The sequence below is a fragment of the Oerskovia sp. USHLN155 genome (genome assembly GCF_037145535.1).
Classification (GTDB): domain Bacteria; phylum Actinomycetota; class Actinomycetes; order Actinomycetales; family Cellulomonadaceae; genus Oerskovia; species Oerskovia rustica.
Genome location: NZ_JBBCXG010000002.1, coordinates 379,307 through 394,679 on the forward strand (window position 1 = coordinate 379,307; position 15,373 = coordinate 394,679).

Consider the following 15,373-nt stretch of genomic DNA (forward strand, 5'->3'; position numbering starts at 1 on the left):
CCGTCACCCCTTCACATACGGCTGGCCCGCGGCCGCAGGGCCACGGACGCGACCGACGAGACCCGCCACGGCGAAGATCGTGACGATGTACGGCAGCATCAGCATGAACTGGTTGGGGATCGGCGTCTCGAGGACACCGAGCACCTGCTGGAGCTTGTCGGCGAAGCCGAAGAGGAGAGCTGCGCCGAGCGCACCCCACGGGGTCCACCGACCCAGGATCATGGCGGCGAGCGCGATGTACCCCTTGCCGGCCGTCATCTCCTGGCCGAACGCCCCCACGGAGCCGATCGTGAAGAACGCGCCACCGAGCCCCGCGACCATGGACCCGAGCAGGACGTTGCGCCACCGCGTGCGGTTGACGTCGATGCCGACCGTGTCGGCCGCCTGCGGGTACTCGCCCACCGAACGGACACGCAGACCCCACTTGGTGCGGAACAGCGCGATGCTGATCACGATGACCGCGACGTAGAGCAGGTAGACGATGATCGACTGGCGGAACAGCACCGGTCCGATGATCGGGATCTCCGACAGCAGGGGGATCGGGAGGGTCGGCAGGCGCGGCGGGGTGTTGAGCGTGGCCGCGTCGTTCTTGAGCACCGAGCTGAACAGGAAGCTCGTCAGGCCCACGGCGAACACGTTGAGCACCACACCGACGATGATCTGGTTCACGTGGTACTTGACCGTGAACAGCGCGAGCATCGCACCGATGAGCAGACCCGCGATCGGGGCGGCGATCAGCCCGATGTAGGCGTTGCCCACGACCGAGGCGAGTACCGCGGCGCCGAAGGCCCCCGTGAGGAGCTGACCCTCGATCGCGATGTTGACCACGCCGGCCCGCTCGTTGAGCAGGCCGCCGAGGGCGCCGAACGCGAGCGGGACCGCGAGGAGCAGCGACCCCTGGAGGAGGCTCACGATCGAGGTGCTCTTGTCCGCGACGGCCCACACGAGGAACGTCAGGACCCACAGGACACCGAAGACGGCGAGCACCCACCGGCCGACCGGCTGGTCCGCGCGGACCCGGACGTACGCGTAGCCCGCGAGCAGGAGGCACAGGACCGAGAGCACGATCGCGGTCGCCCTGGTCGGGACCGCGACCGGGTCGAACTGGAGCAGGTCAGCCCCGGTCGAGATGCCGAACGTCGTGACCGACCCCGCCGGTCCGAGGAGACCGAACAGGACGAACGAGAGGAGCCCGAAGACGCCCAGGGTGATGGGGAGCTTCCAGCTGCGGGCCGCGGTGACGGTAGCGACCTGGGTAGCAGGTGCAGCCATGGCGGTCATGCGCTGACTCCCTTCATGACGACGGGGTTCGGGGCGGGCAGGCGGAAGATCGCCCGCACGAGCGGCGGCGCCGCGATGAAGAGGACGACGAGCGACTGGATGACCAGGACGATGTTGATCGAGGTCCCGGTCGAGGCCTCCATCGCGCGCCCGCCGACGTTGAGCCCGGCGTACAGCAGGCCGGCGAAGAAGATGCCCAGCGGCTTGGAACGCCCCAGGAGGGCGACGGTGATCGCGTCGAACCCGATCGAGCCCGCGATGCCGCCCGTGAGCGCCTTCTCGGTGCCGAGGATCTGCACGGCACCTGCGAGCCCGGCGAGGGCACCGGAGACGACCATGACGAGGACGAAGGACGACGCGACGCCCATGCCCGCGGTCCGGGCGGCCTGCTGGTTCGAGCCCACGGCCCGGAAGCGGAAGCCCCAGGTCGAGCGCGTCATGAGCCACCACACGAAGACCGCGGCAAGGATCGCGACCAGGAAGCCCGCGTTAAGGCGGAACTGGTCACCGAGGAGCAGCGGGAGCTGGGCGGTGTCCTTGACCCCGGGGCTCTTGGGCTGGTTCGACCCGGGCCGGGTGAAGGCGCTCGTCGTGAGGAACCATGCCACGAGGTAGAGCGCGACGTAGTTCAGCATGATCGTCACGATCACCTCGTGCGCACCCGTGCGCGCCTTGAGGAAGCCTGCGATGCCGGCCCAGAAGCCACCGGCGAGGATGCCGCCCAGCAGGGCGAGCAGGAGGTGCAGCACCGGCGGGAGGTTCCACGCGAAGCCGACGTAGCCGCCGATCGCGGCCCCCATGATGACCTGGCCCTGAGCGCCGATGTTGAACATGCCGGCGCGGAAGCCGACGGCCACGCCGAGCGCGGCGATGATGAGCGGGGTCGAGACCGTCATGGTCTCCGTGAGGGAGCGGATGCCGCGCGCGAACGTCGGGGCGTCGTAGTTGTACACCGCTCCGCGGAACATGGCCGCGTAGGCCTCGCTCACGGCCGTCCAGGCCGCACCGAAGAAGTCGGCCGGCTTGGCGAAGAGGTAGCTCGCAGCCGCGGTCACGTCGGGGTCGGTGACGATGATCAGGAGCCCGCCGATGACCAGCGCCAGGACGAACGCCAGGACGGTCACGCCGAACGGGCCGGTCGTGATCTCGCGGAAGGTGGCGGTCCAGCGAGCGGACTCCGAGCCCTCGGGCTGAGGCTTTGCCGCGCCGGCCGGCTCGGGCGCCGGCTCTCCCGTCGGTGGCGGGGCGGGCTGCTGGTCGGTCACTGGGTTGCTCCCGTCGTGTCGGTCTGGTCGTGCACCTGTGCGATGGCCTCGTCGTGCGGGACCCCGGCCATCATGAGGCCGAGCACCTCGCGCGACGTCGTCGGCGGCACCACGCCGACGATCCCTCCCCGATACATCACGGCGATGCGGTCGGCGAGCTCGACGACCTCGTCGAGCTCGGTCGACACGATGATCACGGGCGTGCCGTTGTCGCGCTCCTGCACGATGCGACGGTGCAGGAACTCGATCGAGCCCACGTCGACGCCGCGCGTCGGCTGGCTCGCGATGAACAGCTTGAGCGGCCTCGAGAGCTCGCGCGCCAGCACGACCTTCTGCTGGTTGCCGCCCGAGAGCCGGCCGACCTCCTGGCCAGGGCCCTGGGTCCGGATGTCGAACTCCGCGATGCGCTGCTCGGCGTTGCGGCGGATCGCCCCCAGGTCGAGGCCGATGCCCTTGGCGTAGGGCCGCTTGTCGTAGAGGTCGAGCACGAGGTTCTCGGCGACCGAGAAGTCGAGCACGAGCCCGTCGACCTTGCGGTCCTCGGGGACGAAGCCGATCCCGGCCTCGAGCGCCGCGTCGGGCGTCAGGCCCCGGAGCTCCTGCCCGTGCAGGGAGATCGACCCCTCGGCCGAGGGCAGGAGCCCGAGGATGGCCTCGGTGAGCTCGGTCTGCCCGTTGCCCTGCACACCTGCGACGGCGAGGATCTCGCCCTGCGCGACGGAGAACGACACGCGGTCCACGACCGCCTGCCCGTTCGGCGCGAGGACCGTGAGGTCGGTGACGACGAACGTCTCCTCGCCGGGCTGCGCGGGCGCCTTGTCGAGGCCGAGGGAGACCGCACGTCCCACCATGAGGGAGGCGAGCTCGCTCTCGGAGGCGGTCGGCTCGGCGGTCCCGACGACGGCGCCCCGGCGGATGACCGTGATGACGTCGGCGACGGCCTTGACCTCGCGCAGCTTGTGCGTGATGAACACGATCGAGGTGCCGGACTCGCGGAGCTGACGCATGATCTCGATCAGCTCGTCGGTCTCCTGCGGCGTGAGCACCGCGGTGGGCTCGTCGAGGATGAGCACCTTCGCCTCACGAGCGAGAGCCTTGACGATCTCGACGCGCTGCTGCACGCCGACGGGGAGGTCCTCGACGACGGCGTCCGGGTCGAGCCCGAACCCGAACCGCGCAGACAGCTCGCGCACGCGCTTGCGGGCAGCGTCCAGGTCGAGCAGTCCCCCGGCCTTGGTGTCCTCGTGGCCCAGCATGACGTTCTCGGCGACGGTGAAGACGGGAACGAGCATGAAGTGCTGGTGCACCATGCCGATCCCGGCCGCCAGGGCGTCTCCCGGTCCACGGAAGGCGCGCTCGACGTCGTCGAGCAGGATCTTGCCCGAGTCGGCCTGGTAGAGGCCGAACAGCACGTTCATCAACGTGCTCTTGCCCGCGCCGTTCTCCCCGAGCAGGGCGTGGATCTGCCCCGGTTCGATGACGAGGTCGATGTGGTCGTTGGCGACGAGCGGTCCGAACGACTTGGTGATTCCGCGGAGCTCCAGCTTCACGTACGGTCTCCTTCGATGCACAGGCAGCCTTGCCTGCGACGTTAGCCCAAGACTGGTCGAGCCGGCCCGGCGCGGGGCCGGGCCGCCTCGACACGATGTACTGCGTCAGGTCACGGCGAGCTCGGGGACTCCACGACGATCGTGCCGTCGATGATGTCCTTGCGGAGCTGGTCGATCTCGTCCTTGAGCTCCTGAGGAACCTTCGAGTCGAAGTCGTGGTACGGCGCGATGTCCACGCCGCCGTTCTCGAGCGTGCCCACGTAGGGCTCGTTCGAGAACTCGTCCTCGGAGGCTGCCGTGATGACGTCCTCGACGCCCGCGCCGATCTCCTTGAGCACGGAGGTCAGGATCAGGTCGCCGCTGTCGGGGTTGGTCTCGAAGCCGTCCGCGTCGACCCAGATGACCGACACGTCGGTCGCGTCCTTGGCGGCGGCGAGCGTGCCGACGCCGACCGGACCGGCGACGGGCATGATGATGTCCGCGCCCTGGTCGATGAAGGTCTGGGTCAGCTGCTGGCCCTGGGACTGGTCCTCGAAGCCGCCCGCGAACGAGCCGTCCTGGGTGTCCTTGTTCCAGCCGAGCGTCTTGACGTCGGTGCCGTGCGTCTCGTTGTAGTTCGCGACGCCGTCGACGAAGCCGTCCATGAAGATCGTCACGGACGGGATCTCCAGACCACCGTAGGTCGCGACCGTGCCGGTCTTGCTCATGCCCGCGGCGAGGTAGCCCGCGAGGAACGAGGCCTGGGCGGTGTCGAAGCTGATCGGCTTGACGTTGTCGAGCTCGATCGTGTTGCCGTCAGCGTCTTGTGCCGTCGAGTCGACGATCGCGAAGTCGACGTCCGGGTTGGCCTGGGCGGCATCGCCCGTGGCCGTCGCGAGGAGGAAGCCGACCGTCACGATGACGTTGCAGTTCTCGGAGACCAGGTTGTCGATGTTCGGAGCGAAGTTCGACTCCTCCTTCGACTCGGCCGTGGCGGTCTGGATGCCCAGGTTCTTCTCGGCAGCCATGAGGCCGTTGTAGCCCGACTCGTTGAAGGACTTGTCGTCGAAGCCGCCCGCGTCGGACACCATGCACGCCTTGAAGCTCGACTCCGAGCCCCCGGCCGTGCCCGTGGCGCCGCCCTCTTCGGGTGCGCTCCCACATGCAGCCAGCGCCAGCGCGGCGACGGCCGCGAGCGCTGTCATCTGCGTTGCTCTCTTCACCATGAGCTCCGTTCGATCTCGTCGATGGCCCCCGGGAGAAAACCGAGACCTGCCCGCGCGTCGTTGCACGGGTAGGTCACGGGGTCCGTCGGCCTGTATTGATCGAACACTAGCCACGTCGAGGGACGTCGGACGTTACTTGCGGGTAACGCGGACGCTTCGTTATGGAAGCGTCATCTGACGTCTCAGCCGTGACCGTTCGCGTTCCAGCGGTCGGACACTTGGTTGCACAGGGCAACGTTTCGAGCGTCGACCGACGTGCCGACCGCTCAGCCCAGCGCGACGCGCGCGAGCAGACGCACCCCCGCGCCGATCGCCGCCTCGTCGACCCGCAGGTCCCCCTGGTGGATGTCGTACGACCGCCCGCCCGGCGTCCGGGTGCCCAGCCGGGCCATCGCACCGGGAACCTTGGTCAGGTACCAGGCGAAGTCCTCGCCGCCGAGCGACTGCTCCGTGAGGAGCACCGACGCAGGCCCCAGCACGTCGCGCGCCGCGGCCTCGAGCGAGGCCGTGCACTCCTCCGCGTTCTCGACCGGCGGGACCCCGCGGGTGTGGTTGACCGTCACCTCGACCTCGTAGGGCGCGACGACCTGCTCGACCGCGTCGTGCAGGACCTGCCCCGCGAACTCCCAGGCCCGCACGTCGAGGCAGCGCAGCGTCCCTCGGACCGTCCCGGTGCTGGGGATCGCGTTGTGCGCCGAGCCGGCGTGCACCGCGCCCCACGTGAGGTTGACGCCCGAGCGCGGGTCGAGGCGGCGGCCCAGCACTGCGGGGACCTGCGTGATGACCTGTCCGAGCGCGTAGACCACGTCGCCCGTCAGGTGCGGGCGGGACGTGTGCCCGCCGGGCGAGGTGATGGTCACGGAGACCTCGTCGGACGCCGAGGTGATGGGACCGATGCGCGTCCCGATCTGCCCGGCGTCGACCTTGGGGTCGCAGTGGACCGCGTAGATCTCCTCGATCCCGTCCAGGCCGCCCGCGGCGATCACGTCGAGCGAGCCGCCGGGCTGGACCTCCTCCGCGGGCTGGAAGACCAGCCGGACCGGACGGGCCAGCTCGCCTCGCTCGGCGAGCGCGGCCAGGACCAGGCCCGCCCCCAGCACGACCGTGGCGTGCACGTCGTGCCCGCACGCGTGCGCGACACCGGGGGTGGTCGAGGCCCACGGGAGCTCGCACCGGTCCTGGACCGGGAGCGCGTCGATGTCGGCGCGCAGCGCGACCCGCCCGAGCACGGCACCGTCCGGCCCGTCCGAGCCGCCGATGTCGCACACGAGCCCGGTGCCCGGCAGGAGCCGGGGCTCGAGCCCCGCCGCGCGCAGCCGGTCGGCGATCAGGGCCGTGGTACGGGTCTCGGTGCGCGAGACCTCGGGGTGCGCGTGGATGTCGCGACGGATCGCGACCAGCTCGTCCTCGAAGGTCGAGGCCAGGTCGACGACCGCGTCCCCGGTCGCCGTGCGCGCCAGGAGGTGCGTCGACGCGGGCCGGGCACCCGTCCAGGCACGGTCCGACGGGGTGCTGTTCTCGGTGCTCTCCTCAGGACTGCTCACCAGCCGAGACTATCCCCGGCCCCGTCGGCGCGGGCGACCGTGCCACGCACCGGGACGGCACGGGCACGGCGAAGGCAGGCGGCGGCGTCGGGCCGTGGCCTCCCCTGCCCGACGGCGTCCCGCGCCCACGAGCGTCCGCGGCGCCCCTGCGCGTCGCGCTAGAGGAGCTCGTCCAGACCGCGCTCGCGCACGAGGTCGACCATGGCCTTGACCTGCTGCGCGCGGGCACGCGTGGTGACCAGGAGCGCGTCGGGAGTGTCGACGACCACGACGTCGTCGAGCCCGAGGATCGTGACGACCCGGTCGCTCGCCGGGACGACGACCGACCCCGCGCTCTCGCGGCGCACGACCCGGTCCGTGTCGCCGAGCACCTTGGAGCCCGACTCGTCGGCCGAGGGCAGCAGCGCGGCCAGCGAGTTGAAGTCGCCGATGTCGTCCCACCCGAAGTTCCCCGGGACGACCGCGACCCCGCCCACGGCCGCGACCGGCTCGGCGACGGCATGGTCGATCGCGATCTTCTCCAGCCCGGGCCAGACCTCCGCCAGGACGCGGTCCCGGTCCGGGGAGTCCCATGCCGCAGCCACGGTGCGCAGACCCTCGTACAGCTCGGGGCGCTGGTCCGCGAGATGCCCGAGCAGCACCGAGGTGCGAGTGATGAACATGCCCGCGTTCCAGCGGTACTCCCCCGACCGTACGTAGCGCTGGGCCGTCACCGCGTCCGGCTTCTCCGTGAACCCCTGCGCGTGCAGCGCCGTGGGGGCACCGGCAAGATCCAGGGAGGCGCCGCTCCGGACGTAGCCGAAGGCCGTCGACGGCCGCGACGCCGCGATCCCGACCGTGACGACGTAGCCCGCCCGGGCAGCCTCGACGCCCTCCCGGACCGCCTGCTCGAACGCCGCCTGACCGGTGATGACCTGGTCCGCCGCGAACGAGCCGATCACCACGTCGCCGTGGCGGTGCTCGAGCACCGCGGCGGCGAGCCCGATCGCCGCCATCGAGTCGCGGGGCGAGGGCTCGGCGAGCAAGGCGTCGTCGCGCAGGCCCGGGAGCTGGGTGCGCGCCGAGGCGACGTGCTGGCGACCGGTCACCAGGACGATGCCGTCCTGGCCGGCGAGGGGCGCGAGCCGGTCGACCGTGGCCTGCAGCAGCGACCGTCCCGCCCCCGTCAGGTCGAGCAGGAACTTGGGGTTGCCGCGGCGCGAGAGCGGCCACAGCCGCGTCCCGGCGCCTCCTGCGGGGATCACGGCGTAGAAACCGGGGATCGCCGGGGTCGCCGGGGCGGACCCGTCCGGCGACGAGGCAGGGCTGGGCGCGGGGACGGGAAGCGTCGACATCCTCGAAGCATAGTGACCGACGCGTGACCGACGCGTGACCGGGCGCCCGAGGACACCCCGCGGAGGGGCGTCCTCGGGTCATCGGGAGCCGTGTGGAATGGGTCACAAACAGGGGTGACCAGGCCGCTGGGAACGCACCACGGTCCGCACCACGATGCCGGTATCACTATGGTGGAACCCCAGAGACGGATATCGGCGGACTCCGGCGAGCCGTGGATCTGCCGCTCCTACCGACTCCCCAGGGCCTCGGCGCGGAGCGGTCGTGAACGGCCACCGGCGGACGACGTCGTCCAGCTCGATATCTCACCCCTGAACTCGCCACAGGAGGCCCCTAAGTGCCCAGTGCACCTGCTGGCACGCTGTACCGCGGCCGTGAAGGCATGTGGTCGTGGGTCGCGCATCGCGTGACCGGCGTGCTCATCTTCTTCTTCCTCCTCGTGCACGTGCTGGACACAGCGCTTGTACGAGTCTCGCCCGAGGCGTACGACGCCGTGATCGGCACCTACAAGACCGTGATCATGGGACTCGGAGAGGCCGGCCTCGTGGCCGCCATCGTGTTCCACGCCTTCAACGGTGTCCGGATCATCCTCGTCGACTTCTGGGCCAAGGGGCCCAAGTACCAGCGCACCATGCTCTGGGTCGTCGTCGGCCTGTTCGCGGTGACGATGGCGGGCTTCCTGCCGCGCCACCTCATGAACGTCTTCGGAGGTGGGCACTGATGAGCACCACGAGCACCAGCTCTCCCCTCGCGGCCCCCCGCGACCCGTACAAGCGCCAGAAGTCCACGCGCTCGAACTACGAGCTGTACAGCTGGGTCTTCATGCGCGCCTCGGGCGTCGTGCTGATCGTCCTGATCTTCGGTCACCTCTTCGTGAACCTCATGGTCGGCGAGGGCGTCCACGCGATCGACTTCGGCTTCGTCGCCGGCAAGTGGGCCTCGCCGTTCTGGCAGGTCTGGGACCTGCTGATGCTGTGGCTCGCGATGATCCACGGCACCAACGGCGTGCGCACGATCATCAACGACTACGCGCAGCGGGACGGCACGCGCCTCGTGCTCAAGCTCGCGCTGTACCTCGCGTTCGTGGTCGTCACCGTGCTCGGCACGCTCGTGGTCTTCACGTTCGACCCGTGCCCCCCGAACGCCCTGGACTACCAGCTCCCGTCGTTCTGCCCCGCCTGACGGCCCTGCCGGCCGACGGTCCCCCAGCCGCCGACCGACAGCCCCGTCCCCTTTCCCACTCGTCACAGGAGGCATCGACACCGATGCAAACCCATCAGTACGACGTCGTCATCGTCGGAGCAGGCGGCGCCGGCATGCGCGCGGCACTGGAGTCGTCCGGCAAGGTCCGCACGGCGGTCATCTCGAAGCTCTACCCCACCCGGTCCCACACCGGCGCGGCGCAGGGCGGCATGTGCGCCGCCCTCGCGAACGTCGAGGAGGACAACTGGGAGTGGCACACGTTCGACACGGTCAAGGGCGGCGACTACCTCGTCGACCAGGACGCCGCGGAGATCATGGCCAAGGAGGCCATCGACGCGGTGCTCGACCTCGAGCGCATGGGCCTGCCGTTCAACCGCACCCCCGAGGGCAAGATCGACCAGCGCCGCTTCGGCGGGCACACGCGCAACCACGGCGAGGCCGCGGTCCGCCGCTCGTGCTACGCCGCGGACCGTACGGGTCACATGATCCTCCAGACGCTCTACCAGAACTGCGTCAAGCAGAACGTCGAGTTCTTCAACGAGTTCTACGTCCTGGACCTCATCACGGACCACGACCTCGCGGCCGAGGACGTGCCGGACGGCGAGCAGGTCAACGCGACGGGCGTCGTCGCCTACGACCTCGCGACGGGCGAGATCCACGTCTTCCAGGCCAAGGCGATCATCTTCGCCACGGGCGGCGCAGGCAAGATCTTCAAGACGACGTCGAACGCGCACACCCTCACCGGTGACGGCATGGCGCTCGCCTACCGCCGCGGTCTCCCGCTCGAGGACATGGAGTTCTTCCAGTTCCACCCGACGGGCCTCGCAGGACTGGGCATCCTCCTGTCGGAGGCAGCCCGTGGTGAGGGCGGCATCCTGCGCAACGGCGAGGGCGAGCGCTTCATGGAGCGCTACGCCCCGACCATCAAGGACCTCGCGCCGCGCGACATCGTCGCCCGCTCGATGGCGAACGAGGTCCGCGAGGGCCGCGGCGCCGGGCCGAACAAGGACTACGTCCTGCTCGACCTCACGCACCTCGAGCCCGCGCACATCGACGCCAAGCTGCCGGACATCACGGAGTTCGCGCGCACGTACCTCGGCATCGAGCCCTACACGGAGCCCGTGCCCGTCTACCCCACGGCGCACTACGCCATGGGCGGTATCCCGACCAACGTCGGCGGCGAGGTGCTCCGCGACGGCCACAACGTCGTGCGCGGCCTGTACGCGGCCGGCGAGGTCGCGTGCGTCTCGGTCCACGGATCGAACCGCCTCGGCACCAACTCGCTCCTCGACATCAACGTGTTCGGCAAGCGCGCCGGCCGCGAGGCCGCGAGGTACGCCGCGACGGCCGAGTACCGCGAGCTCCCCGAGAACCCTGCGGCCGCCGTGATCGCGCAGCTCGACGAGATGCGCAACCGGCCCGACGGCGAGCGCGTGGCCGACGTCCGCAAGGCGCTCCAGGAGACCATGGACGCCAACGCCCAGGTGTTCCGCACGGGCGAGTCGCTCGACCAGGCGCTCTCGGACATCCGCACCCTCCAGGACCGCTACCGCAACGTCTCGGTCCAGGACAAGGGACGCCTGTTCAACACGGACCTCCTCGAGGCCATCGAGCTGGGCTTCCTGCTCGACATCGCCGAGGTCACGGTCATCGCCGCGATCAACCGCAAGGAGTCGCGCGGCGGTCACTACCGCGAGGACTTCCCGAACCGCGACGACGCCAACTACATGCTCCACACGATGGCCTACCGTCGCCCCACCTCCGCCGGCGACACCGCCGACGGTCACGTCGACGGCTACTTCGACCACGTCGAGGAGTTCGATTCCTACAAGATCGTGCTGGGTTCCAAGCCCGTCACCCAGACCCGGTACGAGCCCATGGAGCGTAAGTACTGATGACTGCCACACTCGAAGCCCCTGCCGGTTCTGAGAAGACCGAGGTCGGCGCCGTGCCCTCCTTCGAGGTCACGATCAAGCTCCGCCGCTACAACCCCGAGTCCGAGCACGGGGACGACGCGTACTGGGAGGAGTACACGGTCCTGGCCCACGGCACGGACCGCGTGCTCGACGCCCTGCACAAGATCAAGTGGGAGCACGACGGCTCGCTGACGTTCCGTCGCTCGTGCGCGCACGGGATCTGCGGCTCGGACGCGATGCGGATCAACGGCCGCAACCGCCTGGCCTGCAAGACGCTGCTCAAGGACGTCAACCCGGACAAGCCGATCACCGTCGAGCCCATCAAGGGCCTGCCGGTCATCAAGGACCTGGTCGTCGACATGGAGCCGTTCTTCGCCTCCTACCGCGAGATCATGCCGTTCCTCATCACCTCGGGGAACGAGCCCAGCAAGGAGCGGCTGCAGTCGGCCGAGCAGCGCGAGCGGTTCGACGACACGACCAAGTGCATCCTGTGCGCGGCGTGCACGTCGTCCTGCCCCGTGTTCTGGACCGACGGTCAGTACTTCGGCCCCGCGGCGATCGTCAACGCCCACCGCTTCATCTTCGACTCGCGCGACGAGGGAGCCGCCCAGCGCCTGGAGATCCTCAACGACAAGGAAGGCGTGTGGCGCTGCCGCACGACCTTCAACTGCACCGAGGCGTGCCCTCGTGGCATCGAGGTCACCAAGGCGATCCAGGAGGTCAAGCGCGCGATGATCACCCGCGCGTTCTGACACGCCTCCCTGCACTGCCCGACGGCGGTCCCCGGCTCTCGCCGGTGGGCCGCCGTCGGCGTTCGGCGGCTCAGAGCCTGACGGACACCCGGGGCTCCCGCCCCCGGCGGACCCCGCGGACCAGGGGGCTCCAGGGATAGCCGTACCCGGCCCCTCGACGGACGCGCGCCTCGAGCCGCTCGTCCTGCTCCGCCTCGGCCTGCTCGCGCAGCTCGTCCGCGGTCGGCTGCGCGGGCGGGTCCGCGATCCACGCCGCGACCATGAGCAGGATCCGGGTGACGAAGTTGGCCAGCAGGAGGATCGTCACGAACGTGGCGAACGAGCCCAGCAGCGCGTTGCGCGACGAGCTGCCCACGATGATGCTCGTCCCGAGGTAGCGCAGCACCCCGAAGGCCGCAGCCGCCGTCATGGCGCCGATGTACAGGTCCTTGCGCGGCGGACGTACGCCCGCGACGAAGCGGACGATGAGCAGGACCACGATCGCGTCGAAGACGAGCCCGACGAGGATGCCGCCCACGGGCACCAGGACGGCCGCCAGGACGCCGTCGCCGAAGATCGTCGCCCCGAGGCTCTGGACCACGACCGTCGCGGCCGCGGAGATCACCACGCTGATCCCCAGCACGGCGAACCCGCCCAGCTCGCGCAGCTTGGACAGCACCGGGTTCTGACCGACGTTCGTGAGCGAGAACATCGCCCGGGTCGAGGTGCGCAGCGCCGCCATGAAGGAGATCGCGCTGAAGAGCAGCACGAACACCGCGATGATGCTCGACAGGTCGAAGCCACGGTCGAGGATCAGCTGGTCGGGCGAGATGATCCCGCTGCTGCCGTCCCCGGTGTCGATGAGCCCCGGGATCGCCTTGTCGATCTGCGCGAAGATCTCGTCGCGCAGCTCCTCCCGGTTGCCCAGGAAGGCCATGAAGGCCGTGTAGAAGATCGTCAGCCCGGCGAACAGGGAGAACAGGGCCGAGTAGGCCATGCCGCCGCACAGGAGGGCTCCGCGCTGGACCCCGTACTGCGCGAGCGCGCGAGCCGGTCGGGTCGTGTTCCACCAGGCCTGGAGCCCCTTGGCACGGGCTGTCAGGCGAGCGACCGTCCCGGGGACGTCCGAGGCACCGTCGTCGGGCGCGGTGCGGGGCGTGCGGGCATGCGGCGTGCTGGTCTTCCGGGCGTCGGAGGATGGGCCGTCACGGCCCGGACGTGCGGTCCCGGCCCTACGAACGGGTGCCGGGGTGGTTGCCTGGGTCATCGCCCGAGCCTAGAAGAGGACGGCGCGACTCACCCGTCCGACAGCCCGATGAGGTCGAACCTGCGAGCCGGTCGCCACACGCCGTCGTCGCCGTGCTCGTACAGGTGGATACCCGTGACGTCGAACGCGGCCTCGAAGCCTGCCATCTCGTCGAAAGCGAGGTCGAGCGCCTCGTCGTCGACCTCGTGCGCGACCGTGACGTGCGGGTGGTAGTTGAAGCGCAGCTCCTGGTCCAGGATCCCTGAACGCACGGCTCCCTCGAGCCCTTCGCACTCCGCGATCCCCTGCGCGACGACCACGAAGACCACGGGCGAGACGGGACGGAACGTCCCCGAACCACGCAGGATGGCTCGGAACGGCGCCGCGTGCGCCGCGACGTGCTCCAGGTGGGCGTACACCTCGTCGAGGTCGGACTCGTCCACGACGGTCGGCCCGAGGAGGGTGATGTGCGGAGGGATGTCTCCCGCGAACGGGTCGCCGAACGCCGCCCGTGCTTCCTGGAGCGCGGTGCCGTAGGGCTCGGGGATCTCGATCGCGATACCGATCCGCACCTGGTGCGGACCCCGCTCGGGGAGGTTCATCAGCGCGTCCGACGAGCGGGCAGCAGCCCGACCCGGTCGTAGATGCGGTCGAGGGTGTCCTGAGCCAGGCCACGAGCCCGCTCCGCGCCGCGCGCAAGGACGGCGTCGAGCTCGGCCGGGTCCGACAGGTACTCGTTCGCCCGCGCCTGGAACGGGGTCAGGAAGTCGACCACGACCTCGGCCAGGTCCACCTTGAGGTGTCCGTAACCCTTGCCCTCGTAGTCCGCCGCGATCTGGTCGACGGGCCGCGACGTGAGCGCGGAGAAGATCGTCAGGAGGTTCGAGATGCCGGGCTTGGCCACGGGGTCGTAACGGATCTCGTTCTCCGAGTCCGTCGCCGCCGACTTGACGCGCTTCGCCGCGACCTTGGGGTCCTCGAGGAGCCAGATGACCCCCTTGCCCCCCGAGGAGGACTTGCTCATCTTGGCCGTGGGCTCCTGCAGGTCGTAGATCTTCGCGACGGCCTTGACGATGTGCGGCTCGGGGACGACCGCGGTGTCCTCACCGAAGCGGGAGTTGAGGCGCTCGGCCAGGTTGCGGGCGAGCTCCAGGTGCTGGCGCTGGTCCTCGCCGACCGGTACGAGCGCCGCGTCGTACAGCAGGATGTCTGCGGCCATGAGCACCGGGTAGGTGAAGAGCCCGACCGTCGTGCCGTCAGTGCCCTGCTTCGCCGACTTGTCCTTGAACTGCGTCATGCGGCCGGCCTCGCCGAACCCTGTCTGGCACGAGAGCACCCAGGCGAGCTCCGCGTGCTCCGGGACGTGCGACTGCACGAACAGCGTCGACCCCTCGGGGTCCACGCCGCCGGCCAGGTACTGGGCCGCGGTGCGGCGCGTACGCTCGCGCAGCTTCTCCGGCTCGGGGTTGACCGTCAGGGCGTGCATGTCGACCACGCAGTAGATCGCGTCGTACGACTCCTGCAGGGCCACCCACTGGCTCAGAGCCCCGATGTAGTTCCCCAGCTGGAGGGAGTCTTCCGTGGGCTGCATCCCCGAGAAGATGCGTGGACGCCGTACACCGGGAACCTCGTTGACCATTGCCCCATTCTGACAGGTCGAGGTGCCCTGGCCGAATCCGGGCCGACCGCCGGGTCCGGAGGGCCCGGACTCAGGTGGCTTCGTCGTCGAACGGTGCGCGCCGCCCGGGCACCGGTACCTCGGTGGCAGAGCCCACGGAAGGCGGGGGCGGGGGCGGGACGGGGCCCCCAGCACGCGGTCGCGCCGACGGGCCGAGCACGTCGTCGTCGAGCAACGCCTCACGGACGATGCGCCGAGGGTCGTACTGGCGCGGGTCCAGCTTGGACCAGTCCACGTCGCCGACCTGGTCGCCGAGCTCGTCGTCGACCCGCTCCTTGGCGTCCTTCAGGAAGCCGCGAGCGGTGCGGACGAACGCGCCGAGCTGTTCGGCGTACCGGGGCAGCCTCTCCGGACCGATGACGATCACGGCGACCACCAGAATGATCCCGAATTCCCAGCCGTTGATTCCGAACACGCGGTCA

Annotated in this window: 14 protein-coding genes; 4 read left to right on the top strand and 10 right to left on the bottom strand. The window is 70.0% G+C overall.

Going from position 1 to position 15,373, the window contains the following annotated elements; all coding sequences use genetic code 11:
* Positions 1-3: 3 nt before the first annotated feature.
* The 6 genes from WFH32_RS04690 to WFH32_RS04715 all read right to left on the bottom strand — a co-directional run bounded on the left by WFH32_RS04690 (position 4) and on the right by WFH32_RS04715 (position 8,179).
* Complete coding sequence (locus WFH32_RS04690) at positions 4-1,281, bottom strand: ABC transporter permease (RefSeq protein WP_336706347.1); 1,278 nt, start codon at positions 1,279-1,281, stop codon at positions 4-6.
* Positions 1,278-2,546: an ABC transporter permease gene (locus tag WFH32_RS04695; RefSeq protein WP_191788828.1), complete on the bottom strand. Its 1,269-nt coding sequence runs from the start codon at positions 2,544-2,546 to the stop codon at positions 1,278-1,280. Before WFH32_RS04695 ends, WFH32_RS04690 begins: the two co-directional genes overlap by 4 nt.
* Positions 2,543-4,096, bottom strand: a complete 1,554-nt coding sequence (locus WFH32_RS04700) for an ABC transporter ATP-binding protein (protein WP_336706348.1) — start codon at positions 4,094-4,096, stop codon at positions 2,543-2,545. Before WFH32_RS04700 ends, WFH32_RS04695 begins: the two co-directional genes overlap by 4 nt.
* A gap of 110 nt (positions 4,097-4,206) precedes the next feature.
* Positions 4,207-5,298, bottom strand: coding sequence for a BMP family lipoprotein (locus tag WFH32_RS04705; RefSeq protein ID WP_442946303.1), 1,092 nt, complete (start codon positions 5,296-5,298; stop codon positions 4,207-4,209).
* A 269-nt stretch (positions 5,299-5,567) separates the two neighbouring features.
* Positions 5,568-6,761 carry an amidohydrolase gene (locus WFH32_RS04710; RefSeq protein WP_336706373.1) on the bottom strand — a complete coding sequence of 398 codons (1,194 nt, stop codon included), beginning with the start codon at positions 6,759-6,761 and terminating at the stop codon, positions 5,568-5,570.
* A 242-nt stretch (positions 6,762-7,003) separates the two neighbouring features.
* Positions 7,004-8,179: a mannose-1-phosphate guanylyltransferase gene (locus tag WFH32_RS04715; protein ID WP_336706350.1), complete on the bottom strand. Its 1,176-nt coding sequence runs from the start codon at positions 8,177-8,179 to the stop codon at positions 7,004-7,006.
* Positions 8,180-8,514: 335 nt separating this feature from the next.
* Here WFH32_RS04715 and sdhC point away from each other — a divergent pair, with 335 nt between their 5' ends.
* From sdhC to WFH32_RS04735, 4 genes are all read left to right on the top strand, one after another.
* Positions 8,515-8,898, top strand: coding sequence for a succinate dehydrogenase, cytochrome b556 subunit (gene sdhC / locus WFH32_RS04720; protein WP_082608862.1), 384 nt, complete (start codon positions 8,515-8,517; stop codon positions 8,896-8,898).
* Positions 8,898-9,359, top strand: coding sequence for a succinate dehydrogenase, hydrophobic membrane anchor protein (gene sdhD / locus WFH32_RS04725; protein ID WP_191794396.1), 462 nt, complete (start codon positions 8,898-8,900; stop codon positions 9,357-9,359). Before sdhC ends, sdhD begins: the two co-directional genes overlap by 1 nt.
* Before the next feature lie 83 nt (positions 9,360-9,442).
* Complete coding sequence (sdhA, locus tag WFH32_RS04730) at positions 9,443-11,275, top strand: succinate dehydrogenase flavoprotein subunit (protein WP_191794397.1); 1,833 nt, start codon at positions 9,443-9,445, stop codon at positions 11,273-11,275.
* Positions 11,275-12,048: a succinate dehydrogenase iron-sulfur subunit gene (locus WFH32_RS04735; protein ID WP_138823851.1), complete on the top strand. Its 774-nt coding sequence runs from the start codon at positions 11,275-11,277 to the stop codon at positions 12,046-12,048. Before sdhA ends, WFH32_RS04735 begins: the two co-directional genes overlap by 1 nt.
* 70 nt (positions 12,049-12,118) lie before the next feature.
* Here WFH32_RS04735 and WFH32_RS04740 read toward each other — a convergent pair whose 3' ends face one another.
* The 4 genes from WFH32_RS04740 to WFH32_RS04755 form a co-directional block, all read right to left on the bottom strand.
* Positions 12,119-13,294, bottom strand: a complete 1,176-nt coding sequence (locus tag WFH32_RS04740) for a YihY/virulence factor BrkB family protein (RefSeq protein ID WP_191794398.1) — start codon at positions 13,292-13,294, stop codon at positions 12,119-12,121.
* A 29-nt stretch (positions 13,295-13,323) separates the two neighbouring features.
* On the bottom strand, positions 13,324-13,875 hold the full coding sequence (locus tag WFH32_RS04745; protein ID WP_336706351.1) for a 2'-5' RNA ligase family protein: 552 nt from the start codon (positions 13,873-13,875) through the stop codon (positions 13,324-13,326).
* Positions 13,875-14,912, bottom strand: a complete 1,038-nt coding sequence (trpS, locus tag WFH32_RS04750) for a tryptophan--tRNA ligase (protein WP_191794400.1) — start codon at positions 14,910-14,912, stop codon at positions 13,875-13,877. The genes WFH32_RS04745 and trpS overlap by 1 nt, the downstream gene beginning before the upstream one ends.
* 70 nt (positions 14,913-14,982) lie before the next feature.
* The gene (locus WFH32_RS04755; RefSeq protein WP_336706352.1) at positions 14,983-15,366 is read right to left on the bottom strand and encodes a twin-arginine translocase TatA/TatE family subunit; all 384 of its coding nucleotides are present in this window, start codon (positions 15,364-15,366) and stop codon (positions 14,983-14,985) included.
* Positions 15,367-15,373 lie beyond the last annotated feature (7 nt).

Coding starts and splice junctions, on each gene's coding strand:
- WFH32_RS04715 (WP_336706350.1), bottom strand. CDS start 8,179: ATGTCGACGCTTCCCGTCCCCGCGCCCAGCCCTGCCTCGTCGCCGGAC.
- WFH32_RS04735 (WP_138823851.1), top strand. CDS start 11,275: ATGACTGCCACACTCGAAGCCCCTGCCGGTTCTGAGAAGACCGAGGTC.
- sdhA (WP_191794397.1), top strand. CDS start 9,443: ATGCAAACCCATCAGTACGACGTCGTCATCGTCGGAGCAGGCGGCGCC.
- trpS (WP_191794400.1), bottom strand. CDS start 14,912: ATGGTCAACGAGGTTCCCGGTGTACGGCGTCCACGCATCTTCTCGGGG.
- WFH32_RS04690 (WP_336706347.1), bottom strand. CDS start 1,281: ATGACCGCCATGGCTGCACCTGCTACCCAGGTCGCTACCGTCACCGCG.
- WFH32_RS04740 (WP_191794398.1), bottom strand. CDS start 13,294: ATGACCCAGGCAACCACCCCGGCACCCGTTCGTAGGGCCGGGACCGCA.
- WFH32_RS04745 (WP_336706351.1), bottom strand. CDS start 13,875: ATGAACCTCCCCGAGCGGGGTCCGCACCAGGTGCGGATCGGTATCGCG.
- sdhD (WP_191794396.1), top strand. CDS start 8,898: ATGAGCACCACGAGCACCAGCTCTCCCCTCGCGGCCCCCCGCGACCCG.